Source organism: Rhizobium sp. T1470, assembly GCF_042140505.1.
Lineage (GTDB): Bacteria > Pseudomonadota > Alphaproteobacteria > Rhizobiales > Rhizobiaceae > Rhizobium > Rhizobium favelukesii.
The window spans coordinates 1,394,301-1,416,840 of sequence record NZ_CP148091.1 but is presented as its reverse complement, the minus strand read 5'-3'; the positions used below and the strand labels follow the sequence as shown (position 1 = coordinate 1,416,840).

24 protein-coding genes and 1 pseudogene are annotated in these 22,540 nt (G+C 61.6%); 9 read left to right on the top strand and 16 right to left on the bottom strand.

The features are described from left to right. Positions 1-201 precede the first annotated feature (201 nt). From mnhG to WGT02_RS07060, 7 genes are read right to left on the bottom strand one after another with little or no spacing between them, the layout of a single operon-like run. A complete protein-coding gene (gene mnhG / locus WGT02_RS07090) occupies positions 202-534 on the bottom strand; it encodes a monovalent cation/H(+) antiporter subunit G (protein WP_024313786.1) in 333 nt (110 codons plus the stop codon). Further along, positions 531-908, bottom strand: a complete 378-nt coding sequence (locus WGT02_RS07085; RefSeq protein ID WP_024313787.1) for a cation:proton antiporter — start codon at positions 906-908, stop codon at positions 531-533. The genes mnhG and WGT02_RS07085 overlap by 4 nt, the downstream gene beginning before the upstream one ends. Beyond that, positions 905-1,378 carry a Na+/H+ antiporter subunit E gene (locus WGT02_RS07080; RefSeq protein WP_024313788.1) on the bottom strand — a complete coding sequence of 158 codons (474 nt, stop codon included), beginning with the start codon at positions 1,376-1,378 and terminating at the stop codon, positions 905-907. Before WGT02_RS07080 ends, WGT02_RS07085 begins: the two co-directional genes overlap by 4 nt. Next, complete coding sequence (locus WGT02_RS07075; RefSeq protein ID WP_208248549.1) at positions 1,375-2,931, bottom strand: Na+/H+ antiporter subunit D; 1,557 nt, start codon at positions 2,929-2,931, stop codon at positions 1,375-1,377. The genes WGT02_RS07080 and WGT02_RS07075 overlap by 4 nt, the downstream gene beginning before the upstream one ends. Beyond that, entirely contained in the window at positions 2,932-3,309 is a 378-nt protein-coding gene (locus tag WGT02_RS07070; protein ID WP_024313790.1) for a Na+/H+ antiporter subunit C, read from the bottom strand. After that, the gene (locus tag WGT02_RS07065) at positions 3,309-3,728 is read right to left on the bottom strand and encodes a Na(+)/H(+) antiporter subunit B (RefSeq protein WP_024313791.1); all 420 of its coding nucleotides are present in this window, start codon (positions 3,726-3,728) and stop codon (positions 3,309-3,311) included. The genes WGT02_RS07070 and WGT02_RS07065 overlap by 1 nt, the downstream gene beginning before the upstream one ends. Beyond that, positions 3,725-6,103 carry a putative monovalent cation/H+ antiporter subunit A gene (locus WGT02_RS07060; RefSeq protein ID WP_024313792.1) on the bottom strand — a complete coding sequence of 793 codons (2,379 nt, stop codon included), beginning with the start codon at positions 6,101-6,103 and terminating at the stop codon, positions 3,725-3,727. The genes WGT02_RS07065 and WGT02_RS07060 overlap by 4 nt, the downstream gene beginning before the upstream one ends. A 268-nt stretch (positions 6,104-6,371) precedes the next feature. Between WGT02_RS07060 and msrB the strand changes: the two genes are divergently transcribed. Continuing rightward, the gene (gene msrB / locus WGT02_RS07055; RefSeq protein WP_024313793.1) at positions 6,372-6,782 is read left to right on the top strand and encodes a peptide-methionine (R)-S-oxide reductase MsrB; all 411 of its coding nucleotides are present in this window, start codon (positions 6,372-6,374) and stop codon (positions 6,780-6,782) included. A gap of 29 nt (positions 6,783-6,811) precedes the next feature. On the opposite strand, the gene WGT02_RS07050 is transcribed toward msrB, so the two are convergent. Together WGT02_RS07050 and WGT02_RS07045 are read right to left on the bottom strand one after the other, a co-directional pair. After that, positions 6,812-7,318: an AAA family ATPase gene (locus WGT02_RS07050; RefSeq protein ID WP_208248552.1), complete on the bottom strand. Its 507-nt coding sequence runs from the start codon at positions 7,316-7,318 to the stop codon at positions 6,812-6,814. Continuing rightward, entirely contained in the window at positions 7,315-7,821 is a 507-nt protein-coding gene (locus tag WGT02_RS07045; protein ID WP_024313795.1) for a GNAT family N-acetyltransferase, read from the bottom strand. The genes WGT02_RS07050 and WGT02_RS07045 overlap by 4 nt, the downstream gene beginning before the upstream one ends. A 127-nt stretch (positions 7,822-7,948) precedes the next feature. Between WGT02_RS07045 and WGT02_RS07040 the strand changes: the two genes are divergently transcribed. Then, on the top strand, positions 7,949-8,398 hold the full coding sequence (locus WGT02_RS07040) for a hypothetical protein (protein ID WP_024313796.1): 450 nt from the start codon (positions 7,949-7,951) through the stop codon (positions 8,396-8,398). Here the strand turns inward: WGT02_RS07040 and WGT02_RS07035 are convergent. From WGT02_RS07035 to WGT02_RS07025, 3 genes are all read right to left on the bottom strand, one after another. Beyond that, positions 8,350-9,018, bottom strand: coding sequence for a hemolysin III family protein (locus WGT02_RS07035; protein ID WP_024313797.1), 669 nt, complete (start codon positions 9,016-9,018; stop codon positions 8,350-8,352). The genes WGT02_RS07040 and WGT02_RS07035 overlap by 49 nt on opposite strands. Positions 9,019-9,210: 192 nt before the next feature. Then, positions 9,211-10,554, bottom strand: a complete 1,344-nt coding sequence (locus WGT02_RS07030) for a GAF domain-containing protein (protein WP_024313798.1) — start codon at positions 10,552-10,554, stop codon at positions 9,211-9,213. Continuing rightward, positions 10,551-11,021 carry a hypothetical protein gene (locus WGT02_RS07025; protein ID WP_029709927.1) on the bottom strand — a complete coding sequence of 157 codons (471 nt, stop codon included), beginning with the start codon at positions 11,019-11,021 and terminating at the stop codon, positions 10,551-10,553. Before WGT02_RS07025 ends, WGT02_RS07030 begins: the two co-directional genes overlap by 4 nt. A gap of 136 nt (positions 11,022-11,157) precedes the next feature. On the opposite strand from WGT02_RS07025, the gene WGT02_RS07020 reads away from it, so the two are divergent. Next, complete coding sequence (locus WGT02_RS07020; protein WP_024313800.1) at positions 11,158-12,702, top strand: NAD(P)/FAD-dependent oxidoreductase; 1,545 nt, start codon at positions 11,158-11,160, stop codon at positions 12,700-12,702. 57 nt (positions 12,703-12,759) lie between these two features. Here the strand turns inward: WGT02_RS07020 and WGT02_RS07015 are convergent, their stop codons facing one another. After that, positions 12,760-13,083 (bottom strand): TraR/DksA family transcriptional regulator, encoded by a 324-nt coding sequence (locus WGT02_RS07015; protein WP_024313801.1) that lies wholly within the window; start codon positions 13,081-13,083, stop codon positions 12,760-12,762. Between the two features lie 35 nt (positions 13,084-13,118). Continuing rightward, a complete protein-coding gene (locus tag WGT02_RS07010) occupies positions 13,119-13,535 on the bottom strand; it encodes a universal stress protein (RefSeq protein ID WP_208248556.1) in 417 nt (138 codons plus the stop codon). 291 nt (positions 13,536-13,826) lie between these two features. Here WGT02_RS07010 and WGT02_RS07005 point away from each other — a divergent pair, with 291 nt between their 5' ends. The 3 genes from WGT02_RS07005 (at position 13,827) to WGT02_RS06995 (ending at position 17,237) form a co-directional block, all read left to right on the top strand. After that, positions 13,827-14,687: a VOC family protein gene (locus WGT02_RS07005; protein ID WP_024313803.1), complete on the top strand. Its 861-nt coding sequence runs from the start codon at positions 13,827-13,829 to the stop codon at positions 14,685-14,687. A 71-nt stretch (positions 14,688-14,758) separates the two neighbouring features. Next, positions 14,759-15,925 carry an AI-2E family transporter gene (locus WGT02_RS07000; RefSeq protein ID WP_024313804.1) on the top strand — a complete coding sequence of 389 codons (1,167 nt, stop codon included), beginning with the start codon at positions 14,759-14,761 and terminating at the stop codon, positions 15,923-15,925. Between the two features lie 19 nt (positions 15,926-15,944). Continuing rightward, on the top strand, positions 15,945-17,237 hold the full coding sequence (locus WGT02_RS06995; protein WP_024313805.1) for an FAD-binding oxidoreductase: 1,293 nt from the start codon (positions 15,945-15,947) through the stop codon (positions 17,235-17,237). Here WGT02_RS06995 and WGT02_RS06990 read toward each other — a convergent pair whose 3' ends face one another. Together WGT02_RS06990 and WGT02_RS06985 are read right to left on the bottom strand one after the other, a co-directional pair. Further along, positions 17,238-18,047 carry a polysaccharide deacetylase family protein gene (locus WGT02_RS06990; RefSeq protein WP_024313806.1) on the bottom strand — a complete coding sequence of 270 codons (810 nt, stop codon included), beginning with the start codon at positions 18,045-18,047 and terminating at the stop codon, positions 17,238-17,240. A 179-nt stretch (positions 18,048-18,226) separates the two neighbouring features. Further along, the gene (locus WGT02_RS06985; RefSeq protein WP_024313807.1) at positions 18,227-18,616 is read right to left on the bottom strand and encodes a DUF930 domain-containing protein; all 390 of its coding nucleotides are present in this window, start codon (positions 18,614-18,616) and stop codon (positions 18,227-18,229) included. A 236-nt stretch (positions 18,617-18,852) separates the two neighbouring features. Here WGT02_RS06985 and WGT02_RS06980 point away from each other — a divergent pair, with 236 nt between their 5' ends. The 3 genes and pseudogenes from WGT02_RS06980 to WGT02_RS06970 all read left to right on the top strand — a co-directional run bounded on the left by WGT02_RS06980 (position 18,853) and on the right by WGT02_RS06970 (position 22,540). Further along, the gene (locus tag WGT02_RS06980; protein ID WP_208248559.1) at positions 18,853-20,961 is read left to right on the top strand and encodes a S9 family peptidase; all 2,109 of its coding nucleotides are present in this window, start codon (positions 18,853-18,855) and stop codon (positions 20,959-20,961) included. A gap of 16 nt (positions 20,962-20,977) precedes the next feature. Further along, positions 20,978-21,499: a DUF1697 domain-containing protein gene (locus WGT02_RS06975; protein ID WP_024313809.1), complete on the top strand. Its 522-nt coding sequence runs from the start codon at positions 20,978-20,980 to the stop codon at positions 21,497-21,499. Positions 21,500-21,592: 93 nt separating this feature from the next. Beyond that, positions 21,593-22,540 (top strand): annotated as a pseudogene (locus WGT02_RS06970) (homocysteine S-methyltransferase family protein).

The following is a 22,540-nucleotide window of genomic DNA, read 5'->3' as shown; positions in this document are numbered from 1 at the left end:
CGTCATTCTAATTCAATATCAGAACTCTACTTGGAACACCAAATATCACCGTTTTGCGAAAACGCCAATTATTATTTCATATATATCTACCGAAAAATGCCCAACTCGCAAGAATTGTCTGCCCTACACCCAAACATTAACCATTAAGAAATCTGCAAAAGGGTGCAAAAATCAACTTAAAATACTGAATCGGAAGCGCTCTCATCTTTTGGCGAGGTCATCACGCACCGATTGAGGGCCAAGACGGTGTCCTGTCTGGTGTGCCGCTTTGGCGAGAAGATGCGCCGCGACCGGCGCGGTTAACAGAAAAAAGACGAACCCGGCCAGCGCCCGCGCAAAGACCGCAACCTCGCCCGACGCGACACCGGCGGCGAAAAGCAGCATGCCGGAACCGACCGTTCCTGCCTTGGAAGCGGCGTGCATACGCGTATAAAGGTCCGGCATGCGCACGACGCCGAGAGCGGCGACGAGGGCAAACAGCGAGCCTGCAAGCAGCAGGAACGTCACGGCAAGCGCGACCGCGTAGTCCATCATGGCTTGCCCTTTCTTTCCTTTGCGCGGCTGCGTTTGGCTGCCACTTTGGGCTTTTTCGAGGCACCCGCGGTTTTTTCGCTGTGCCGTTCTGCAACAATGCTGCGCGACATCACGAAACGCGCGAAGGCGACCGTCGCCAGGAAGCCGACCAGACCCAGCGAGATGGCAATGTCGATGTAGAGACTAAAGCCTGTTTTGACCGCCAATACGGCAATGAAGCCGATCGCCGTGCCCGAAAGCGTGTCGAGCGCCAGTATCCTGTCCGGCAGCGTCGGCCCGACGACCAACCGCCAGCCTGCCAGAAGAAAGGCGACGCCAAGGATCATCAGAGCGACCCCGGCGGCGGCGGAGACGATGGCAAGCGGCGCGATCATCGGAAGGCCTCCATGATCCTGCGTTCGAAACCGTTGGCGATATCGCGTTTGGTCGCTTCGGGATCGGCACAATCCAGCGCATGGACATAGAGCGTCTTGCGGTCCTCGGAGACATCGACCGACAGTGTGCCTGGTGTCAGCGTGATCATGTTGGCAAGAAGCGTAATCTCGAAATCGCGATCGACAGTCAGGGGAAAGGCGAAGATGCCGGGTTGCAGCCGCATGTTGGGCGTCAGCACCGTGACGGCGACCCGCCAGGCGGAAATCGCCAATTCCTTCAAAAACACTAGGGCGAGATGCAGGATTGCCCAAGACCGGCGAAGATATCGCCTGCTACCATAGGGCTCGCGCACAATGGTGAGGCACAAAGCGCCGAGAGCAAAGCCGAATATGAGATTGTGCGGCGAGGCGCTGCCGGTGACGGTAGCCCAGGCGATGGCCAGCAGGAGGTTAAGCAGCAGGGCAATCATGGCATCGCTCCGCCCGGGAAGACCGACTGCAGATAAGTCGTCGGATCAACGAGACCGGTGGCCGCCGCCTGCGCCAATTCCAACAGCCGCTCCGGCAGAATGCCGAAGCCGGCAATGAGGGCCGTGAGGATCACGAGCGGCAGCCCCGCCTGCCAGCCGATGGAGGCTTCCGGCTGCGGCGCTGCGGCCGGCCGCCAATAGGCGAGCAGGAACACGCGTCCGAAGGCGATCGTCATCAGGAAACCGCCGATCAGGATCGCGGCGGCCAGCCACCACGCGCCGACATCGATCGACGCCCGGACCAAGACCACCTTCGGCCAGAAGCCGGAAAGAGGCGGCAATCCACAGGCGGCGAGAAACAGGATGAAAGACACGGCAGCAAAACTGCCGCTGCGACGATAGAGCCCACCAAGGTCGGTCAGCGAGAAGCTACCAGCGAGCGCGGCTGCCTGTCCGGCTAAAAGATAGAGCGCCGTCATCAGCAGCATGGAATGCAAGGCGTAGAAGATTGCACCCGAGAGACCGCCCGGCGTGCCGAGCGCAATGCCGACCAGCATATTGCCGATGCCCGATATCACCACGTAGCCGAGCAATTTGCGGATATCGTCCTGCGCCAGAGCGCCGAGCGCGCCGAAGACAATGGTGGCCGCACCGGCCGCGGCGATCACCAGGCTCAATTGCTCGCGCTCGACTGGCAGCAGCATCACCATGATGCGGATCAGAGCGTAGACGCCGACCTTGGTCAGCAGACCGGCAAACAGCGCCGACACGACGATACGCGGCGTGTGATAGGAGGCCGGCAGCCAGAAATTGACGGGAAAGGCGGCCGCCTTTATGGCGAAGGCCAGCAGCACCAGAGCTGACAGGGTCATCAGCGGCGCGGTGTCGCGCACACTTTCCACCTTGCCTGCGATATCGGCCATATTGAGCGTACCGAAGACCGCGTAGACAATGCCGACTGAGATCAGGAACAGGGTCGTTCCGATCAGGTTCAGCACCGCATATTTCAGCGCCCCGTCGATCTGCCCGCGCTCCGAGCCGAGGATCAACATGCCAAAGGACGAAATAAGAAGTACCTCGAACCAGACGTAGAGGTTGAAGACGTCGCCGGTCAGGAACGCTCCTGAGACGCCTGCCATCAGCAGCATCAGGAAGGGGAAGAAGCCGTAGCGGCGACCGCTTTCGGTCACATCCTTCAGTGCATAAAAGCCGCCGGCAAGCGCCGCGACGGCGGCAGTCAGGGTCATCAGCGCGCCGAAGAGATCGACGGTGAAGGCGATGCCGAAGGGAGGAAGCCAGCGCCCCATGACCATGGTCAACGGGCCATGCGCGACGACCTTTGCCAACAGCGCGGCATCCAGCAAGACCAGAACGGCAAGGCCGGGAACGGCGACCAGCGCCTGCAACCGCGTCGAGTTGCGCATCATCAACAGCGCAGCGCCGAGGGTGAGGCAGAGCGCGACGGGTGCGATGACAAGCCAGTTCGCCAAAGGCACAGGCGCCGTCACCATCGCAGCGGAAAGATCGGTGATCGTACTTGCCGGAGCCGCCATCTAGTACCCCATCGGCGGCAGCGGCGGATCGACGGGTTCGGCCACCCGCATCTCGTCGGTGTTGTCGGTGCCGATATCCTGATAGGCGCGATAGGTCAGCACCAGGAGGAAGGCGAGGAAGGAAAACGAGATGACGATCGCCGTCAGAATCAGCGCCTGCGGCAACGGATTGGCGGCGGCGGCCGGAAGCGCATCGAGATTGGCCGGGATGATCGGCGGCACCTCGCGCGTCAATCGTCCGGCCGTGAACAGCAGCAGGTTGACGGCGTTGCCGAGGATGGCGATGCCGAGCATGATGCGGATCGAGAATTTCGATAGCATCAGATAGATCGCGGCGGCGAAGAACAGACCGACGAGGATCGCAAACAGCGGCTCCATCACTCGACCTCCCTTTCTTCCAGCGCCAACGCGATCGAGGTGATGGCGCCGACCACCACCAGGTAGACCCCGATATCGAAGAGCATGACGGTCGAGAGCGGCACCTCGACGCCTGATATCTCAGGATAGATCCACAGCCCGGTCATGAACGGCACGCCAAAGCCAATCGACAGCAGGCCGGCGCAGCAGGACATCAATAGTCCGGCGCCTGATACCGACAGCGGATGGAAAATGATGGCCCGGCGGACGGCGCCGACGCCGCGGGCAATGCCGAAGATCGCCAGCGCCGAGGCCGCGATCAGACCGCCGATGAAGCCGCCGCCCGGCTCGTTGTGGCCGCGCAGGAGGACGAAGACGGAAAAGAGCAGCATCAGCGCCGTCAAAACCGGGGCGATCGTGCGGAAGATCAGCGTGTTCACGGGCGCTCGACTCCCAGATCCTCGGGAGCATCCGGATCGTTTTCCGCAAGCTTCCGCTCGGTCTGCGCGCGGACGCGAATGAGGGCGAGGATGGCAAGGCCGGTGATGGCGACGACGGCGATCTCGCCCAGCGTATCGGTACCGCGGAAATCGACGATGATGACGTTCACGACGTTGGCGCCGTGGGCGATCGACTTCGAGTGGGTATTGAAGAACTCCGTCAGCGCGTTGTTGAACGGCGCCTGCGTGGCTTTCATCAGAAGCAGCGCGAAGCCGCAGCCGCAGGCCATGGCGATGCTGCCGTCGAGTATCTTCTGGCCGAGTGGCCGCCGGTCGGTCGGCGACAATCGAAGGCGGGTCATGACCAAAGCCAGGATGACGACCGACAGTGTCTCCACCATGAACTGCGTGAAGGAAAGATCGGGCGCACCGAACAGCAGGAATATGATGGCGACGGAGAAGCCCTGGATGCCGAGGGAGACGATCGCCGTCAGCCGGTCGCGCGCAATGACAACGCTCAACAGGCCGAGCACGGCGAGCAGGAAAATGGCCCATTCGTGAATCTGGACCTCTCGCGGCCAGACCGGAAGCGCAGGCATTTCGCCGTAGAGCCAGAGCGGTACGAGCAGGATCGTGGCGACGCAGAGGAAGGTGCAGGTGATGTAGAGTTCAAGTCGTCCTGGTTGGACAAAACGCGTCACGCGGACCGACAGGCTGACGAGACCGGCAATGAAGTCATCGAACCAGCGATCCGGCCCCGGTCCGAGCTTGCCTAGTACCACTGCCATCATCCGACGCGCTTGGTCGATTCTCCAATAGACAAGAATGCCGAGCGCGATCGTAAGGGCGGAAAGAAGCAGCGGTACGCAGACCTGCGGGATCAATGAAATCTCGATCACGCTCGACGAGCCCCGGATTGCCGACGCCGCCGGAGACGAGATGTAATGATGAAAAGTTGCCGAGAAGACTGCACCGATCAAACCGAGCAGTGCCAGCACGACGGGACCGGCCCACAGCAATGGCGGCGCCTCGTGCGGGTGCTTCGGCGTTTCCAGAACAGACCCGAGAAACGGCTTCAGCGTCACCGCGAAACCGATCGCGAACATCAGCGCGTTGCCTGATACCGCAACCAGCGTAAAGACGATCGATCGCGGGTCCCCATGGGCCAGCGCGGCATAGATTTCCTCCTTGGCGAGGAAGCCAAAAAATGGCGGCAGGCCGCCCATCGAAATCGCCGCGGCAAGGGCGGCAGCAAATGTCAGCGGCATCGCCTTCCTCAGGCCGCCGAGCCGGGTGATGTCGCGCGCGCCGGTCTCATGGTCGATGATGCCGGCAACCAGGAACAGCGCTCCCTTGAAAAACGAATGCGCTACGAGGTAGAGCGCCGCGGCCTCGACCGCATAGGGGGAGCCGAAGCCGGTCAGCAGCACAAGAAGGCCAAGCGACGAGACGGTCGTGTAGGCGAGTTGCAGCTTGAGGTCGGTCTGACGGATCGCAAGCAGCGTGCCGATGATCAACGTCGCGCCACCAAAGAGCGGCAGCAATAGCTCCCACGCCGGGGTCCCGCCCATCACCGGATTGAGCCGCATCAGGAGATAGACGCCCGCCTTCACCATCGTCGCCGAGTGCAGGTAGGCGGAAACCGGTGCCGGCGCCTCCATCGCGTTCGGCAGCCAGAAATGAAACGGAAACTGCGCGGACTTGGTGAAGGCGCCGCCGAGAACGAGGATCAGGATCGGCAGGTAGTACGGATTGGCGCGCAGCAGATCGCCGGACTGAAGCAGCGTCGACAGCTGCGTGGCATTTGTCGTGCTCCAGATCAGCAGTAGGCCCGCCAACAGCAGTAGGCCGCCGCCACCGGTAACGACAAGCGCCTGTAAGGCGGCACGACGGGCGGCATCGCGCTCGTGGTCGAACCCGATCAGCAGGAAGGACGTGATCGACGTCAGCTCCCAGAAGACGAAGAGCATCAGCAGGCTGTCTGATACGACGAGGCCGAGCATGGCGCCCATGAACAGGAAGATGAACGAGAAGAAACGCCCTTGATCCCTGTGCCCCTTCAGATACCCACCGGCATACAGCACGATCAGCGTGCCGATACCGGTGATCAGCAGCGCAAAGGTCAGTGAAAGACCGTCGAGTAGCCAGGAGAAGCGGAGGTCGAAACTCGGCACCCAGGCATAGCCGCCGGTAATCACCTTGCCGGCCGATATCGCCGGCAGCAGGCTGGCGAAGTGCGCAAAGGCCAAAAGCGGCGCGAGCGCCAAGAGCCAGGCGGCGCTTGCACCAAAGGCGCGAACGAGAAAGGGAGCAACAACAGCGCCGAGAAGTGGCAGACACAAGGCCGCAAATGTCAAAGCCGTGACACCGGCCATGTGCCCTCCTCTGCTGGCAACGCTTCGTGGAACCGGCGAAAGCCGGAAGTCCCGTCAGGTGTACGAGAACAGGAGCGCGGTCACAAGCCTTGTTCGACCAGGAGCAACTTGCGGCGGCGGGATACCCACAGGGAACGGGTTCTGCCCGCATCTTCCGAGGGCTTCATACCGCTTTGCCGAGATCGGCATCCCTTGATCCATGCTGCTTCCCGCACCACATTGCTGTCGAAAATCAAAGCCGTACCCCCCGGCGCGAAAGGAACAAGCCATGGCCGATACGACAATCGCCAAAGTTCACAAGACCGACGCGGAATGGAAAGAGCAGCTGACGCCCGAGCAATACCGGATCACCCGGCAGCATGGCACCGAGCGTGCCTTCACCGGCCCCTACTGGGATTCGTTCGAGACCGGGCTCTATCGCTGCGTCGGCTGCAATTCGCCGCTATTCCGTTCGGATACAAAGTTTGATGCCGGCTGCGGCTGGCCGAGCTATTTCGAGGCGGTCTCGCCCGACGCGGTGATCGAGCATCGCGATACGAGCTACGGCATGGTCCGCACGGAAATCCGCTGCGGCACGTGCGATGCCCATCTCGGGCACGTCTTTCCCGACGGCCCGCCGCCGACCGGCCTGCGCTACTGCATCAACGGCCACGCGATGGTGTTCGAACCGGGGAAATAGCGCCTCGGCCCGGAGATCAAGTTCGAGGACTACCCTTGAAAGCGCCCGACGACGGCCAGAACGCTTTCATCCAGCGACAAGCGCGACGTGTCCAGTATCTCACAGCCCTTGGCCGCCGCCTCGCGGCGGAGGAAGGCTGCCCAGGCCATCATCTCGGCGTCGGCAAGCTCGGGCTGCCGGCGCTCGACCGCCAGGCGATGCCTTCGTGTCTCGTCATCGCAATCGGCCAGCAGCGGCAGATAGGGGATGCCGGCAACGGTTGCCGCCTCCTCCAGGAAAGCAAGGCGCATCTGGCCTTCGAGCAGCTGATTGCGGCCCGACCGCTGAGCTTCTGCAAGACTCTCCAGCCATTTGAAGGTCATGGCTCGCTGCCAACCCGCCGGCGAGCCGTAGTCCGCCGTCATCTGCCCGAGCGAGGGAACGCCGATGTCATCGAAATAGTAGACATCAATCTCACCCGTGAACCGGGCGGCAATCGCCTTGGCGATCGCCGTCTTGCCCGATCCCGAAGCGCCGGTGAGAACGATAAGGCTCACTTCGTAACCCTAAGCTCCATGCAGGTCAGGTCGAGCCAGCGGCCGAACTTGGTACCGACTTCCGAGAAGGTTCCGGCAACGCGGAAGCCGAGCTTTTCGTGCAGCTTGATGGAGGCCGCATTCGCCGCCTCGATGCCGGCGATCATCACATGGATGTTGGCGTCGGCGGCGCGCTCAATCAGCGCCCGCATCAGCAATTCGCCAATGCCAGCGCCGCGGCGATCCTTGTCGACATAGACCGAGTGCTCGACCGTGTGGCGATAGCCGTCGAAAGCCCGCCAATCGCCATAAGAGGCATAGCCTGCGACCTTGCCGTCCATCTCGGCAACAATGACCGGAAATCCCTTCGCCTTGCGGGCCTTGAACCATTCGATGCGGTTGTCGAGATCAACCAGTGTTTCGTTCCAGATCGCCGTCGTATGCTCGACAGCGTGGTTGTAGATATCGCGGATGGCTGGGAGATCGGTTTCGGTGGCGTCGCGCACGAGAACGGCGTCGGTCATATCAGGTCCAGTTTCAGTTCGGTTCCGGCAAGCGGCATACGCCCCGCATTCAGCGTTGTAAACCAGCGAAATCGTGCACCGGAAGCGATCGTCCGCGACAGGGTATGGCGTCATTGCGGAGGGAACCATGATCGGCCGTTTCGTCATCCTGTTTTGCCTCGCGGCGACGTCTGCGCTGGCCGAGGATTGTCGGCCTTATGCCAATGCCCGTTTCGGCTATGCCGTCGACCTTACAGCCGGCTTCACGCTCGCCAACGACGCCGACAACGGCGACGGCATGACACTGCAATCGGCAGACGGAATGGCCAAGCAGGACAGCTGGCAGATCAACTATTCGAAGCCCTCAAGGACATTCGCCAGCTATTCCGGCACGCGCAAGGATCGCACTTTTTACGCGCGCGCCGTGGCTCTCTGCCACGATGCGATCGGATACCTCATGCTGGAGTATCCGAAGGCGGCGCTGAAGGCATATGATCCGGTGGTCCAGCATCTGGACAAGACATTGGCTGCGCCACCGCGGTGCTGGGGTCAGAGCCCCGCGTTCGCCATGCTGAAGCAGGTGAGTACCGCTGAATAGTGCACGGCCGCCGCGGCCACGACGAAACCGTGCCAGATGGCGTTCTGGAAGCGCAACTTTTCCCAGACGTGAAAGATGACGCCGAGAGAATAGATGACGCCGCCGACGAGGATCAGGAGCATCGATACGTAGGGGATGCGCTCGGCCACCGGTCCGGCCACGAAGATGCCGCTCCACCCCATGCCGAGATACAGAAGGATGGCGACCTTGTCGAAGCGCCCGGGAAAGGCACATTTCAGGAAGATGCCGAGCGCAGCGATCGCCCAGATGCCGATCAGCATCCCGAACAGAAGCGGACTGTCGGCGCCGCGTTCCAGGAAAGGCGTGTAGGTGGCGGCGATCAGGATGAAGATTGAGGAATGATCGAGACGGCGAAGGAACCACTTGGTGCGCGAGACCGGCCAGGCATTGTAGGAGAAGGAGATGCCGATCGTCAGCACCAGGCCGATGCTGTAGATCCATGCGGCGGCGAGTTCGGCATGGGAACTCCAGAGAGTGGCGTAAAAGATCAGAACGGTCGCACCGATGAGCGCAAACGCAAGTCCGACGCCGTGGACGACGCCGTCGGCGATAAGCTCGTATTTGTCATAAGCCCAGCGGATGCCGTTGAACTCCGTCATGCAGGAAACCCTCATTATCTCTCAAATCGTGTCACCGAAACGGAGTACGTGCAACACAACAGGTGTACAGGCCGATAAACATTCGTGAGCGACGAGAGGCGGTTATCGACTGGAGGTAAATCGATTTTCGGGATTACGCAAATTCAAAGCGTTAGAGTGTTCTTTGTGCATTTTATATGGATGCCCAACGCTCTAGACGGGCAGCCCTACGGTATCAAGCCTCGGAACACCATCGAGTTCGAGACGGATGAGGCCGCGCCCGGCGCGGACAAGGCGAACGGGAGTGCCTTTTTCTTCAAGCCTACGGCGCAGCAGGAGGAGGCGGGTTTCGAGATTGTCCTTGATCTCTGGCAAGCGCAGACTGTCGGAAAGGCGGATCTCGCGATTTGTGAACTCAGTGCGCCCTTCCCGGAGCCAGAGGCTCAGCATCATCATCAGCATACGCCCGGCCACGCCCTTGATGACATAGGCATTATCGATAAAGACACTATCGTCGTAGGCATGATGGACGACCCGGAAGCTGCTTTGCAGGTGGGCTGGCGCCTTGTCTGCCTTTGCAACCTTTTGCGTTTCGCTGGCGAGGCGCTCGCAAAGAGCAAGCGTCGCGGCGGCCTGGCGGGCGACAACAGTCATCACCGCCTCGTCTTCCTCGGAAAAAGCAAGGCGCTGGCGGCTTTCGGCAAACAGCACTCCGAGGAGGACGTCTTGCGCCATGACGGGTACTGCCATCTGGCTCATCGCGCCTCTCATACCAGGCAGAACGATGGCGCGGGTTCTCTCCTCATCGACGGAAGATGTTCGGATCGCGGCGCCATAGCGCCGCACACGGCTCATGTCGCTGACCTTGACGAGCCGCCGCTTGACGGCCGCGGCCCCGATGATGCCTTCGCCGACGGCGGCTTCCGACCCCACGCCGGAGCGCTCGTAACCGCGACTGCCCACGGTTGCCAGAAGCCTGCGTGCTTCGTCATGGAGCATGAAAAGCGTGTTGGTGTAGCCGAATTCGCTCTCCAGCCCGCTCAGGACGACGTCGATGGCGCCGCCCACATCGTTCTGAATGGCGATCCGGTCGACAAGTCGGCTGAGCGCAATCAGTTTGCGCGAAGGCTCCTCGACGGCCTCCTTCTGCAGAACAACCGGCGAAGGAACACTAGCGATCGACAGCACGCGGAAGACGTCGAGCCCCTTCAGCTTCATAATGCCGCCCATGCCGACCTGTTCGCTGCTCGCCTGCAGCTGCGTCGCCACCCGATCGAAAAAGACGCCGTCCTCAAGTGGATGGGAAAAGACGATGTCCAACCGAAACTGACCGCCGTTCCTGGCATCGACGAGAAGCAGATTGGCGTAAGGATTGGCCCTGATGTTGTGGGCCGTCTTGGCGAAGAACTGGTTCGAGAGCGCCACGTGATCGCTGTCGATCATGATGACATGCGAGAGGTAGGAGATGTTCGGCCTCCCATCGCCCGACGACGTGGCGATGATCGACGGGATAACGCCTTCGAAGCAGGCCCGCAGATCAGAGAGGTGAAGCGTCATGCGACACCCCGCAGCAGAGCGCCGGCGCCTGGACCGGGCGTCTGGAGGTAGACGTCTTCGACGTCAAAGCGGATGACGGCGGCTTTGGCGTTGACGATCCAGGGCGCGGCAAGCTGTGGTTCCACACCGAGACCTCCGAGCGTGTCGACGATGTCGTCGACATAGCGGCGCGAGAGCCGGATATCCTCCTCAGCCGCTGTTCGTAAAGTGCCCCGTCCTTTCAGTTGATAGGCAACATAGTCCGAAGGGCGAACGAACGTCGCCGCAATGTGGCCGGTCGCATGGATGTTGGCGATACAGTCCGGCCATTGCCATTCCGAGACGATCACTTCGACCATACCGCTTCCTTTCACCACCGTAGCGCCGGCACCACGAGCGATCGCGGCGCGATTGTGCGTATCGCGCGTACCGATGATGATCATCACCGGGCTTGCGATGAACCTGGCCAACTCTGCGTCAAGCACCATTTCCTCCCCCCGATCCGTCCACCGATCGTATTTAGCGATTTTTTAAGAACGGCTTCCACTGACTTAGGAAGCATTTAGCAACAAGCATTCGAAGTGGCGACTATAGAGAGGCTCCCGGCACAAAAGGAGCAGAAAAATGACAGGCAATCGCCTCGAACGCATGCCCGACAATACCGTCGCCATCATCGGCGCTGGGCCATCCGGCCTCGCCTGCGCTCGCTGGCTGCGTGCGCACGGACTGGAACCGCTTCTCTTCGAAGCAGCCGACCAGCTCGGCGGGCAGTGGAACAGCCTGTCGCCGATGAGCGGCGTCTGGCCCGGCATGCGGACCAATACGAGCCGTGTGACAACCGCCTTTTCCGACATGGACCATATCGAGGGCACCGCCACCTATCCGCGCCACGACGAGATGCTCGCATATCTGGAGCGCTACGCAGAGCATTTTGATCTACTGCCCCGCATCAGAACGAGAGCGCGGGTGGAGCATCTTTTACGCGGAGACGACGGGCTTTGGCAGATCCACTCGAATACAGACGGAGTGATCCGCAGGGAGGTTTTCAGGCGCGCAATCGTTGCCACCGGCCGGCACGTTGCGCCTGATGTGCCTGATATAGCAGGCATAGAGAGCTTTTGCGGTTCCTTCGGCGCCGCGCACACGAGCCATTACTGCGGGCCGGAACGCCTGCGCGGCAGGTCAGTAGTCGTTGCCGGATGCTCGATCAGCGCTCTCGAAATTGCCGCGGAAATCGCCCTTGCCGGCGCTGCGCAGGTGACTGCGAGCTATCGCCGCCAGCGCTACGTGCTGCCCAAACTCATCAAGGGGGTGCCGACCGAATCCGTCATGTTCACGCGTGCGGCAGCCATCGCGGCGCAACGCTGCCCACCCGACATCGCCGCCGAAGCGCTGAAGGCGATGGTGCTCAACGCGGCCGGCAGCCCTGAACAGTTCGGCGCCCGCAAGCCGCATGAGAACATCTTCGCTGCCGGCATCACGCAATCGCAAAACTTCCTGCCTGCCGTTGCCGAGGGGCGGATCGTGACGCGGCCATGGATTGAACGGATCGACGGCAGAACCGTGCATTTTGCCGATGGAAGCGCTGTTGAAGCGGATGCGCTCTTGCTGGGCACCGGCTATCGGCTGTCCTTACCGTTCCTGTCGCCGGAGCTCGCCGAGACGGTGGAGCTCGACACGGCGAACATGACGCTTCACGACTTCACGCTCCATCCCGATCTGCCGGGCCTCGCCTTTGCGGGATTGATCGACCTTATTGGTCCCTTCTTTCCAGCGATCGAGCTGCAGGCACGCTGGATCGCCTATTCCTTTACGGGTATTGCGGCGCGGCCGACTCCCGAGAAGCAGGCGATGGCTCTGTCAAGAAGTCGCGCGGCTCGCACGTTCGGACCCGCGGTGCCGACGCATGTCGCAGCCCTCGCCTTTGCCCGCAACGCTGGCATCGAGCCTTCCCTGGAGCATTATCCCGAGCTGGAACGGGCGCTGCTCTTCGGCCCGCTTTCAGCAATTTCCTTTAGGCTCGAGGGCCCGGACCGTCTGCCGAACGCATCCTTTCTCGCAAAAAAGGCCGCCGCGGAGTTCGGCGCGATCACAAGCGAGGATTTTACCGCCGAAGAACGCAGCATTCGGGACATGCTGCGCGCTGCCGCTGCGACGGCGGCGGCTTGAAACGCACCACAAGGGGGCGGCCGCGCAGACCGGATCGCTCCCTTGTGGTAAAGCGTGCTAGCCCTGGCCCATGCAATCCTCGCAGAGTGGGGCATAAGGCACGGCGCCGAGACGCTTCGTTGAAATTGACTCGCCGCAGCGGACGCAGGTGCCATACGTGCCTTTCGCGATCCGATCGAGAGCGGCGCCGATGGCGCGCAGCTCTTCCTGGCCGGCCTGGCCGAGCCCCTCCAGCACTTCGTCGTTCTCGCTCTCGACCGCGCGGTCGTCGCTGTCCTGCTCCTTGGTGCGTCCGAGATCGCCGTCGATGCGGCTCAGCCGCGATTCAAGCTCACGCTGGCGGTCGCGTAGGATCTTCTCGTATGTCTGCGTGTCGCTCATGGAAGTTCCTCCATCGGTCCTGTGCCATTTTCTCCTTAGCGCTGCCTGTCGACCAGCACAGAGCATTTGGCATGCCTGACGACACGGTCGGCGGTGGCGCCGATGAAGTAGTTGCTGAAGTCGGGGATATGGGAAGCGACGATGATGAGATCCGCATCATGCGTTTCGGCCGTGGCGAGGATGCTATGGGCCGGGCGGCCGTGGCCGATTTCGATCATTGCGGGTATGCCGCTCGTGCGGATCAGCATTCCGAGCTTTTCCTGGGCATCATCGATCGCGTTCTGCAGCAATTCGGCCGGCAGACCGATCGCGACATAGGTGGGAACGTCCTCGACGACGTTGAGCAAAATGATCTCGCCACCCGTATCAAGGAGCGTGGATGCTTTGCGGAAAGCCCTCTCGCCGCTGTGCAGCGCGCCTAGTTCGATTGGAACGATGATTTTCTTGTACATTCAGGCCCTCCAGCGCCGCCGTTTCTAACGGCCACATCCTCTCAGGAGATAAATAAGGCGCTTTGATCAAGATCAAGATCGCGCGGATTTTTGTCAACGATCGTCGAACGCTCAATCATCAAAAACAGGGCTTCTGTGAACAATCGGAATCCGCCATATAGAGAGCAAGTACAGCGGCCAAGGGGACCTCTGAGGCATATGGACCGGCGCAAATTCCTTGGTATCGCTACGGGCGGCGCTCTCGCCGCCAGCGCCGGTACGACTCCCTCAGCCAAGGCAGGAGATACGCCCATGAACACCGAAACGTCCTACGCCCTGACGCGCCCTGCCTATGTCGACCAGTCGCACCTCGTCGTCACCGACCTGCCGCTGGTGTCCAGTTTCTACCAGTCCATGCTCGGCCTGAAGGTCATCGAGAAAAGCGCCAGCGGCGACGTGCTCGGCGTCGACGGCGCGCCGCTTCTGGCGCTGACGACGGGCAAGGATGTCCGCATCGCGCCGCGCAATGCCGCCGGCCTCTTCCATACGGCCTTCCTGATGCCCAACCGCACCGAGCTCGCCCGCTGGCTGCGCCACGCCGCACATAATAATGTCGCCCTGGACGGCGCATCCGATCACCTGGTCAGCGAGGCCATCTATCTCTCCGACCCAGAAGGCAACGGCATCGAGATCTATGCCGACCGACCGCACGAGCAGTGGAAGTTCCATCCCGACGGCCAGGTGGAGATGGCGACGCGGCGTCTCGATCTGCAGTCGCTCTACAACAGTGCGCCCGACGATACCTGGAACGGCATGGCCGACAGCACCGCAATCGGCCACATCCACCTGCAGGTCGGCGACATACCCGAGGCCGACGCATTCTACCGCGATGTGCTTGGCTTGAGGCTGATGGCGCGCTATCCCGGCGCCAGCTTCTTTGCCACAGGCGATTACCATCACCACGTCGCCGCCAACATCTGGAACAGCGCCGGCGCCGGCGCCCGCGCCGAGGGGATGACCGGCCTTTCCGACTATGCCCTTCGCTTCAACGACAAGGCCGCGCTCGACAATGCCATCGCCAAGCTCGACGAGCTCGAGATCAGGAGCGAGAAGCGCAATAGTGGCGTGTTCCTGCACGACCCCTGGGGTATCGGCCTGACGCTGTCCGCCTGACCCTCAGGAACCTGAAGGGGTTCTGTGCGTTTCCGTCGCGAAGCACCTGGGCTTCCGGGGATCGTCTATCCATGGGAATTGCCAACGGTATCCGCAAGCAGGCCAGCAAGATCACAATGGGCGAGCGCTCTGTCAGCGCCTGGGCCGAAAAACTGAAGCAAGACACGGAGGAGATGCCGCAAGCGCCGATGCACCGCGTCGAAAAGGACGGGCTTGATATCACCATGGCCTGGGCTGTGATCGGCATCTTTGCGGTGCTCGCTCTTTCGGCCATCTACATGATGTCGCTCATTCTCGTTCCGGTGACGCTTGCCGTTGTCGTTGGCATGATTCTCGGGCTACTGGCGGAAAAGCTCAGCAGACTCGGCGTACCGCGCATCACCAACGCCGTCATCCTGTCGACCGGCGTCGCGCTGGTGATCGTCCTCGTTGCCAATTCGCTCGCCGGACCACTGACGACGCTTGCCAACGAGGGCCCGGCCTTCGTCGAGAAGACGTTCAACCGGCTGATGCCCTATCTCGAACAGATCCGGTGGCTGCATATCACGCCGGAGACCTTCCAGGGCGGACCGATGTCGAGCGACAAGCTCCTCGAGAATACGGGTAACGTGCTGCATCTCATCAGCGCCAACCTGACCCCTGCCCTTGTCCAGGCGTTGATCTTCTTCGCGGCGCTGCTCCTCTTCCTTGCCGGACGTGTCAGCCTGCGCAGATCGATCATCATGGTCTTTCGGACGCGTCCGCAGCGGCTTGCCGCCATCCGGGTGATCAACAGTGTGGAACAGGTCCTCGGCTTCTACTTCGCCACGGCTTCGTTGATCTATCTGTGCCTGGGCGTCATGATGACGGTGATCGCCTATCTCGGCGGTCTTTCGGCGCCGGTGCTCTGGGGCTTCTTTGCCTTTCTTTCGAGCTTCATCCCCTATCTCGGCATTGCCTCCATGACGCTCGCGGTGGCTGTAGCCGGCATCATCACGCATGACGGCCTGCTGGTCGGCCTCATGCCAGCCGCAGCATTCTTCATTGTCCACCTCATCATGGAAAATCTGGTCTTCCCGGCGGTGATGGGGAAGCGCCTGGAAATCAATCCTTTCGTGGTGTTTCTGGCAATTCTGTTCTGGACTTGGATGTGGGGCGCAGTTGGTGCTATGCTCGCGCTACCACTATCGCTGATTGTCATGACCATCATCGATGAACTTTTCATCGAAGAGAGACTGCAGCCGCAATTGCCGAAATAATTGAGGTGAGACGCGTCAGATGGCCGAAATCAATCTTGCAGGGTCCAGCCACAACCGGCTGAAGAGTGGCATCCCCCCGTGGAGCCACGCCGGAACAAAACCCGCCTACCAGCCACTTCAGGACAATCTCAAGGTCGACGCCATGGTGATCGGCGGAGGGATCACCGGCGCGCTGCTGGGTCAGCACCTCTCCGAACGCGGGCTTTCCGTGATCATCATCGACCGCGAGACGCCCGGTCTCGGCAGCACGGCGGCGAGCACGGCCATGCTGCAATGGGAGATCGACCGGACGCTGAGCGAGCTCGAGCATGTCTATGGTTTCGAACGCGCCGTCGGTATCTACAGGCGAAGCGCTGCCTCGGTCGCAGGTCTCTCGAAGCTGATCGTCGCCCATCGCATCGCCTGCAATCTGCTGCCTCGGCAGTCGCTGCTCCTGACCAGCAACCAGGAGGGCGCCCGCGATCTGCACAACGAGGTCGAGCTTCGCCGCCAGGCGGGCCTGCCCAGCCGATATCTGGAGCATTGCGATCTCTTTACCGAATTCGAACTCGATCGCGATGCGGGCATCCTGTCCCGCGGCTCGGCGGAGGCCGATCCGCTGCTCCTGACCTGGGCCCTGCTGGACATTGCCGTAAAGCAAGGCGCGCGTCTCATCGGCGCCTCGGTCACCAAACTCCATAGCGAAGGTGGGCGGGTGAGCGCCGAGACCGACGGCCCGTTCGTCATCGAAGCCGAAACTGCAGTGCTCGCCACCGGCTACGCCATGCCGGGCATCGATATGCCGAAACTGCATCGGACGACGTCGAGCTGGGCACTTGCAACGATGCCGCAGGATCCGGCAATGCTGTGGCGCGACCAAGTGCTGATCTGGGAAGACAGCCATCCCTATCTCTACATGCGCACGACGCCGGACGGGCGGATCATCGCTGGCGGCGAGGACGACGATACCGTCGACCCCGCGATCCGCGACAGCAAGCTTGCTGAGAAGATCGTGACGATCCGGGAAAAGATGAAACGGCTCTGGTCAAGGGCTGACACGCGTGTCGCGACGGCGTGGTGCGGCACCTTCGGGGAGACTTCGGACGGGCTGCCGCTAATTGGTGCCGTTCCCTCGATGCCGCAGGTCTATGCCGCTTATGGCTACGGCGGCAACGGCATCACCTTTTCCTATCTCGCGACGCAGGTGATCGGCGCAATGATCGGCGGAGGATACCGCGACTGGTTCGACGATTTCGCCCTGGACCGTGACGCGCCGGATGTACCTGGACATGCGAGCGTCAGTGAGGACCGCACGCAGAGCGCCGTCAACTAATCACTGCGTCGTCTGGTCGTCGCCGGTATCCTCGACATCCTGCAGGCGGACGAATTCGACGCCCTTGGCCTTCAGGTCGAGGATCGCCTTGGCAACACCCTCGCCCGCGACGTGGGTAGGCTGGTTGATATGGGAGATCACCACATCGCCGTCCTTGGCGGCGGCAATCCGCTTTTCCGTGACCGCCGCACCGAGCAGCGAGCCGCCGTCGCCATTCACGGAATAGCCGGCGATGCGGTATCCCATTTCGCGGATCTGGGCGATCGAGGACAGGTCGTATTTGGCGGTCGAGCCGCGGAACCAATGCGGCGGGGCAATGCCGGCTGCGAGCATCGCATCGGCGCCGCCTTGCACTTCCTGGCGCACGGCCTCCGGCGACCCAGCAGACGCAATGCCATAGATGGAGACCGGCTTGTCCACGGCTGGAATATGGTTCTGGCCGTGGTTCTCGAGTTCGAAAAGAGCGGGGTTCTCAAGGAAGACCTGCAGCGCCTGTGGATTGTGCTTCAGCCAGCGTGCGGTGACGAATATGGTTGCGGGGATCCGCTCGCGAACCAGCACCGAGAGGATGCGGTCGTCAGCCTTGCCCATGCAGGCGTCGAACGTCAACGCCACGCGCGCGTGGCCCTTGACGTCGGAACGGGCAATGCGCAGATGCGGCTCCATGAGCTTTGGCTGGGCTGCCATCTTTGGCGGCTGGGCGATGTTCTGTGGTGCGGTGATTGCGGGCGTTTCCTGCGGCGGGAGAGCGGCCGCGATGGAGGCGGTGGAGGCGATCAGCAGCGCCGGAGCGAGAAAAATTCGATTCATACCAAAGAGAAGCCGTTCATTGTTCAAGCGCTGCATAACGCACCCAGCGCGCCGGCGCCATGTGGTCTGATGCCGCTTGCGGTCGCTCCTGCGATTTGCCGCCAGCATTCAACGAAGAGCTGATGCCTGAGGACTAAGGCTTCAGAAAGGCAAGGCAGGCGAGCGCTCTGATCCCTCGATCAATCATAGAGGTAGTACTTTTCCCACTTCTCCTTCGGCACCTTCTCGCCGATCTTATAGTCAAGCTCGCGAACATTCATGTGCTGCGGACCGGTGATGCAGGTGTAGGACAGGTGATACCAGTCGCCCTTGCTTCGGAACACGGCGCCAGGTGCGTCCAGCTTGTTGTCACTGGGAACGGGATCCTTGAAGGTGTAGGCGATGACCTTGTCGGGCCTGTAGCCAGTATCGTCCTTGTTGATTCGGCTCATCGCCTCAGTGTCGCAGCTCTGTTCGAGCCGGGTCGCGGGGTCGAGCTTTTCGAGTTGCTTCTTGATTGCGGGATCGACTGCGAACGCTGGAACCGCAAGGCTAAATGCGGACAGAAGCAACACAAGGCGTTTTGGCATTACAGTGGGATTCCTTTGCATTCTCATTCCGGAATCGCCTGTGGACGACCGGGGCTTTCACGGTCGAACAGGGCATAAATTCCGGGCGACGTAGCGGACTTTCTTAAACAATATGGTGACATCAAGGCAACGTGAGCATTCCTTCGGTTTTGTCACGGAGGTGCGTTCGGCGCTTGATCCGATGCATCCGCGCCTCTATCTCTTGCCAACCTGACACCACGTATCCGGAGCCTTCGTTGACCGTCTTCAAGAACATGCCGAACCCGCCCGTTGCCGCCAAGAAGCCGCTTTCTGATACGCGCCACGGCATCACGCGCACGGATGACTACGCCTGGCTGCGGGCGGACAACTGGCAGGCGATGTTCAAGGATCCCACGATCCTCGATCCGGCGATCCGCCAGCATCTGGAAGCCGAAAACGTCTACATGAACGCGGCGATGGAGGACACCAAGGCGCTGCAGAAGACGCTGTTTGCCGAGATGCGCGGCCGTATCAAGGAGGACGACAGCTCCGTGCCGATGAAGGACGGCGACTATGCCTACGGCACCTTCTTCGTCACCGGCGGCGAACAGCCACGCTATTTTCGCATTCCCCGCAACGGCGACGTCAAGGTCGAGACGATCCGCGCCGTTCTGCTCGACGGCGACAAGGAAGCGGCCGGCAAGGCCTATTTCAGGCTGGCGGGCCTCGACCATTCGACCGATCACAGCCGCGGCATCTGGGGCTATGACGACAAGGGCTCAGAATTCTATACGCTGCGCGTGCGCGATCTTGCGACCGGCGAGGACCTTCCCGACGTGGTCGAGAACACCGGCGGCGGCGGCGCGTGGGCACCTGACGGCAAGAGTTTCTTTTATTCCGCACTCGACGAGAACCATCGTCCCTCAAAGGTCTTCCACCACATCCTCGGGACGCCCCAATCCGACGACCTGCTGGTCTATGAGGAGAAGGACGCCGGCTTCTTCATGGGCGTCGGCGGCTCGCTGCTCGACGATTTCATCTACATCGACATTCACGACCACGAGACGTCAGAATACCGCCTGCTCTCCACCAAGGATCTGACGGCGGAGCCGAAGCTTGTTTCCGAGCGCGAGGAAGGCATCGAATACTCGATGACGGAAGGCGGCGATGTCTTCTACATCCTGACCAATGACGGCGACGCCAAGGATTTCAAGATCATGGAAGCGCCGGTTGAAAACCCGGGCAAGGCGAACTGGCGCGAAGTCGTGCCGCACAAGCCCGGCACCTTGATCATCAGCCACATGGCTTTTGCCCGGCATCTGCTCTGGCTGGAGCGCAAGGACGGCCTGCCGCAGATCATCATCCGCGACCGGCGCACCGGCGAGGAGCACGCCATCGCCTTTGCCGAAGAGGCCTATTCGCTCGGCCTGCAGGGTGCGGCGGAATACGACACCGACGTCATCCGCTTCTCCTACTCCTCGATGACGACCCCGTCACAGCTCTATGACTACAACATGGTGACGCGCGAACGTACCCTCCTCAAGACGCAGGAAGTGCCCTCCGGCCACAATCCCGACGACTATGTCACCCGCCGTGTCTTCGCGCCGGCCTGGGATGGAGAACAGGTGCCGGTCACCCTGCTCTATCGCAAGGATACGCCGCTCGACGGGTCTGCACCCTGCCTGCTCTATGGATACGGCGCCTACGGCATTACCATTCCGGCCGGCTTCAACACCAACTGCCTGTCGCTTGCCGACCGCGGTTTCGTCTACGCCATCGCCCACATCCGCGGCGGCAAGGACAAGGGTTTTGGCTGGTACGAAGACGGCAAGATGGAGAAGAAGACCAACACCTTCAAAGACTTCATCGCCGCCGCTGACTATCTGAATCAGGAAAAGTTCACCTCCTACGCGAACATCATCGCCGAAGGCGGTTCGGCCGGCGGCATGCTGATGGGGGCCGTTGCCAATATGGCGCCGGAGAAGTTTGCCGGCCTGATCGCCGCCGTTCCCTTCGTCGATGTGCTGAACACCATGCTCGATGACACGCTGCCGCTGACCCCGCCGGAATGGCCGGAATGGGGCAACCCGATCGAGAGCAAGGACGAGTACGAGCAGATCGCCGCCTACTCGCCCTACGACAATGTCGGCGCGAAAGCCTATCCGCCGATCCTGGCGCTCGGTGGTCTGACGGACCCGCGCGTCACCTATTGGGAGCCGGCAAAGTGGGTGGCGCGGCTGCGCGAAAAGACCACCGGTTCGGCGCCGATCCTGCTGAAGACCAACATGGATGCCGGCCATGGCGGCGCCTCGGGACGCTTCCAACGGCTGGAGGAGATCGCCTTCGAGTACGCCTTCGCGATCAAGGTTGCTGGGAAGGTGTAATCGGCTGGAGGAGCCCGTGACGGTCTATGTGGCGCTGTTGAGAGCGATCAATGTCGGCGGCACGGGCAAGCTGCCCATGACGACGCTGAAGGCAATTTGCAAAGAGCTCGGCTTCAGCGACGTGCAGACCTACATCCAGAGCGGCAACGTGCTGTTCCGCTCCGACGAGAGGGAAGCCGAGGTCGAGCAAAAGCTGGATGACGCGCTTGGAAAGGTGCTCGGCAAGAAGCCCGGCGTGATGCTCCGCAGCCGCAAGGAGCTCGAGGCGATCGTCGCCAACGCGCCCTTTCGCGACGCCAAGCCCAACTATCTGCTCGTAAGCTTCCTGCCCGAGGCTGCACAGAACGATGCTCTCGACGCGATGGTCGCGCCCGACGGCGAAGAGGCGGTTCTGGCCGGGCGCGAAATCTATGTCCACTTCCCCATCGGCTCCGGCAAATCGAAGCTCAAGCTGCCGGCCCTGAAGCCCGGAACGGCGCGCAACCTGAATACGGTACGCAAGCTCGCCGAGATGGCTTGGGCGATGGAGGACCGCTGAGATTTCGCTGTACCATCGCGGGAGTCTATTTTAGAACATACTAACTCATCAGTTACGTCGCAACATTGTCTTTCGTCCGGCTGAGGAGATACGATGGCGACCTACCGACGCAGCTTACCGCAGCTCGAGGGCGGCTTCTTCGTGACCGATGGCGGCATGGAGACAACCTTCATCTTTCTTGACGGATTGCCGCTGCCAAACTTCGCATCGTTTGTGATGCTGGCCTCGGAGGAAGGGCGCGATCGGCTGCAGGCCTACTATCGCCGCTATCTCGATATCGCCCGCAAGCATGGCGCCGGATTCATCCTCGACACGCCGACATGGCGCGCCAATCCGGATTGGGCCGGGAAGCTCGGCTACACGCGCGAAGCCTGCACGCGGCCAATGTGGGCAGCGTCTCGCTGCTGGCAGGATTGCGCGGGAGATACGAACAACCGGGACAGCCGATCGTCATCAGCGGCGCCATCGGGCCGCGCGGCGACGGCTACAAGGCCGGCGACATGGATGCCACCGAAGCCGAGGATTACCACGGCGTCCAGATCGGCAGCTTCGCCGAAAGCGATGCCGACATGGTGACGGCCTTCACACTGACCAACATCGACGAGGCGATCGGCGCGGGCGGCCGCCGCCAGGGCCATGCCCTGCGCGATCTCCTTCACGGTCGAGATCGACGGTAGGCTGGTGACCGGGCGCAGCATGCAGGAGGCGATCGAGACGACGGACGCGGCGACTGGCGGTTCACCCGCCTACTACATGATCAATTGCGCCCACCCAACGCATTTCGCCGAGGCGTTTGATCCAAAGGCCAACTGGACGAAACGGATCCGCGGGCTGCGGGCCAATGCCTCACGCATGAGCCACGCCGAACTCGACGAGAGCGAGACGCTTGATGCGGGCGATCCCGTCGATCTCGGACAGCACTACAGACAACTGATGTCCCGGATGCCGCAAATCAGGATCGTCGGCGGCTGCTGTGGCACCGATCACCGGCATGTGGCCGCCATCTGCGCGGCATGCCTGCCGGAACCCACCCACGCCTGA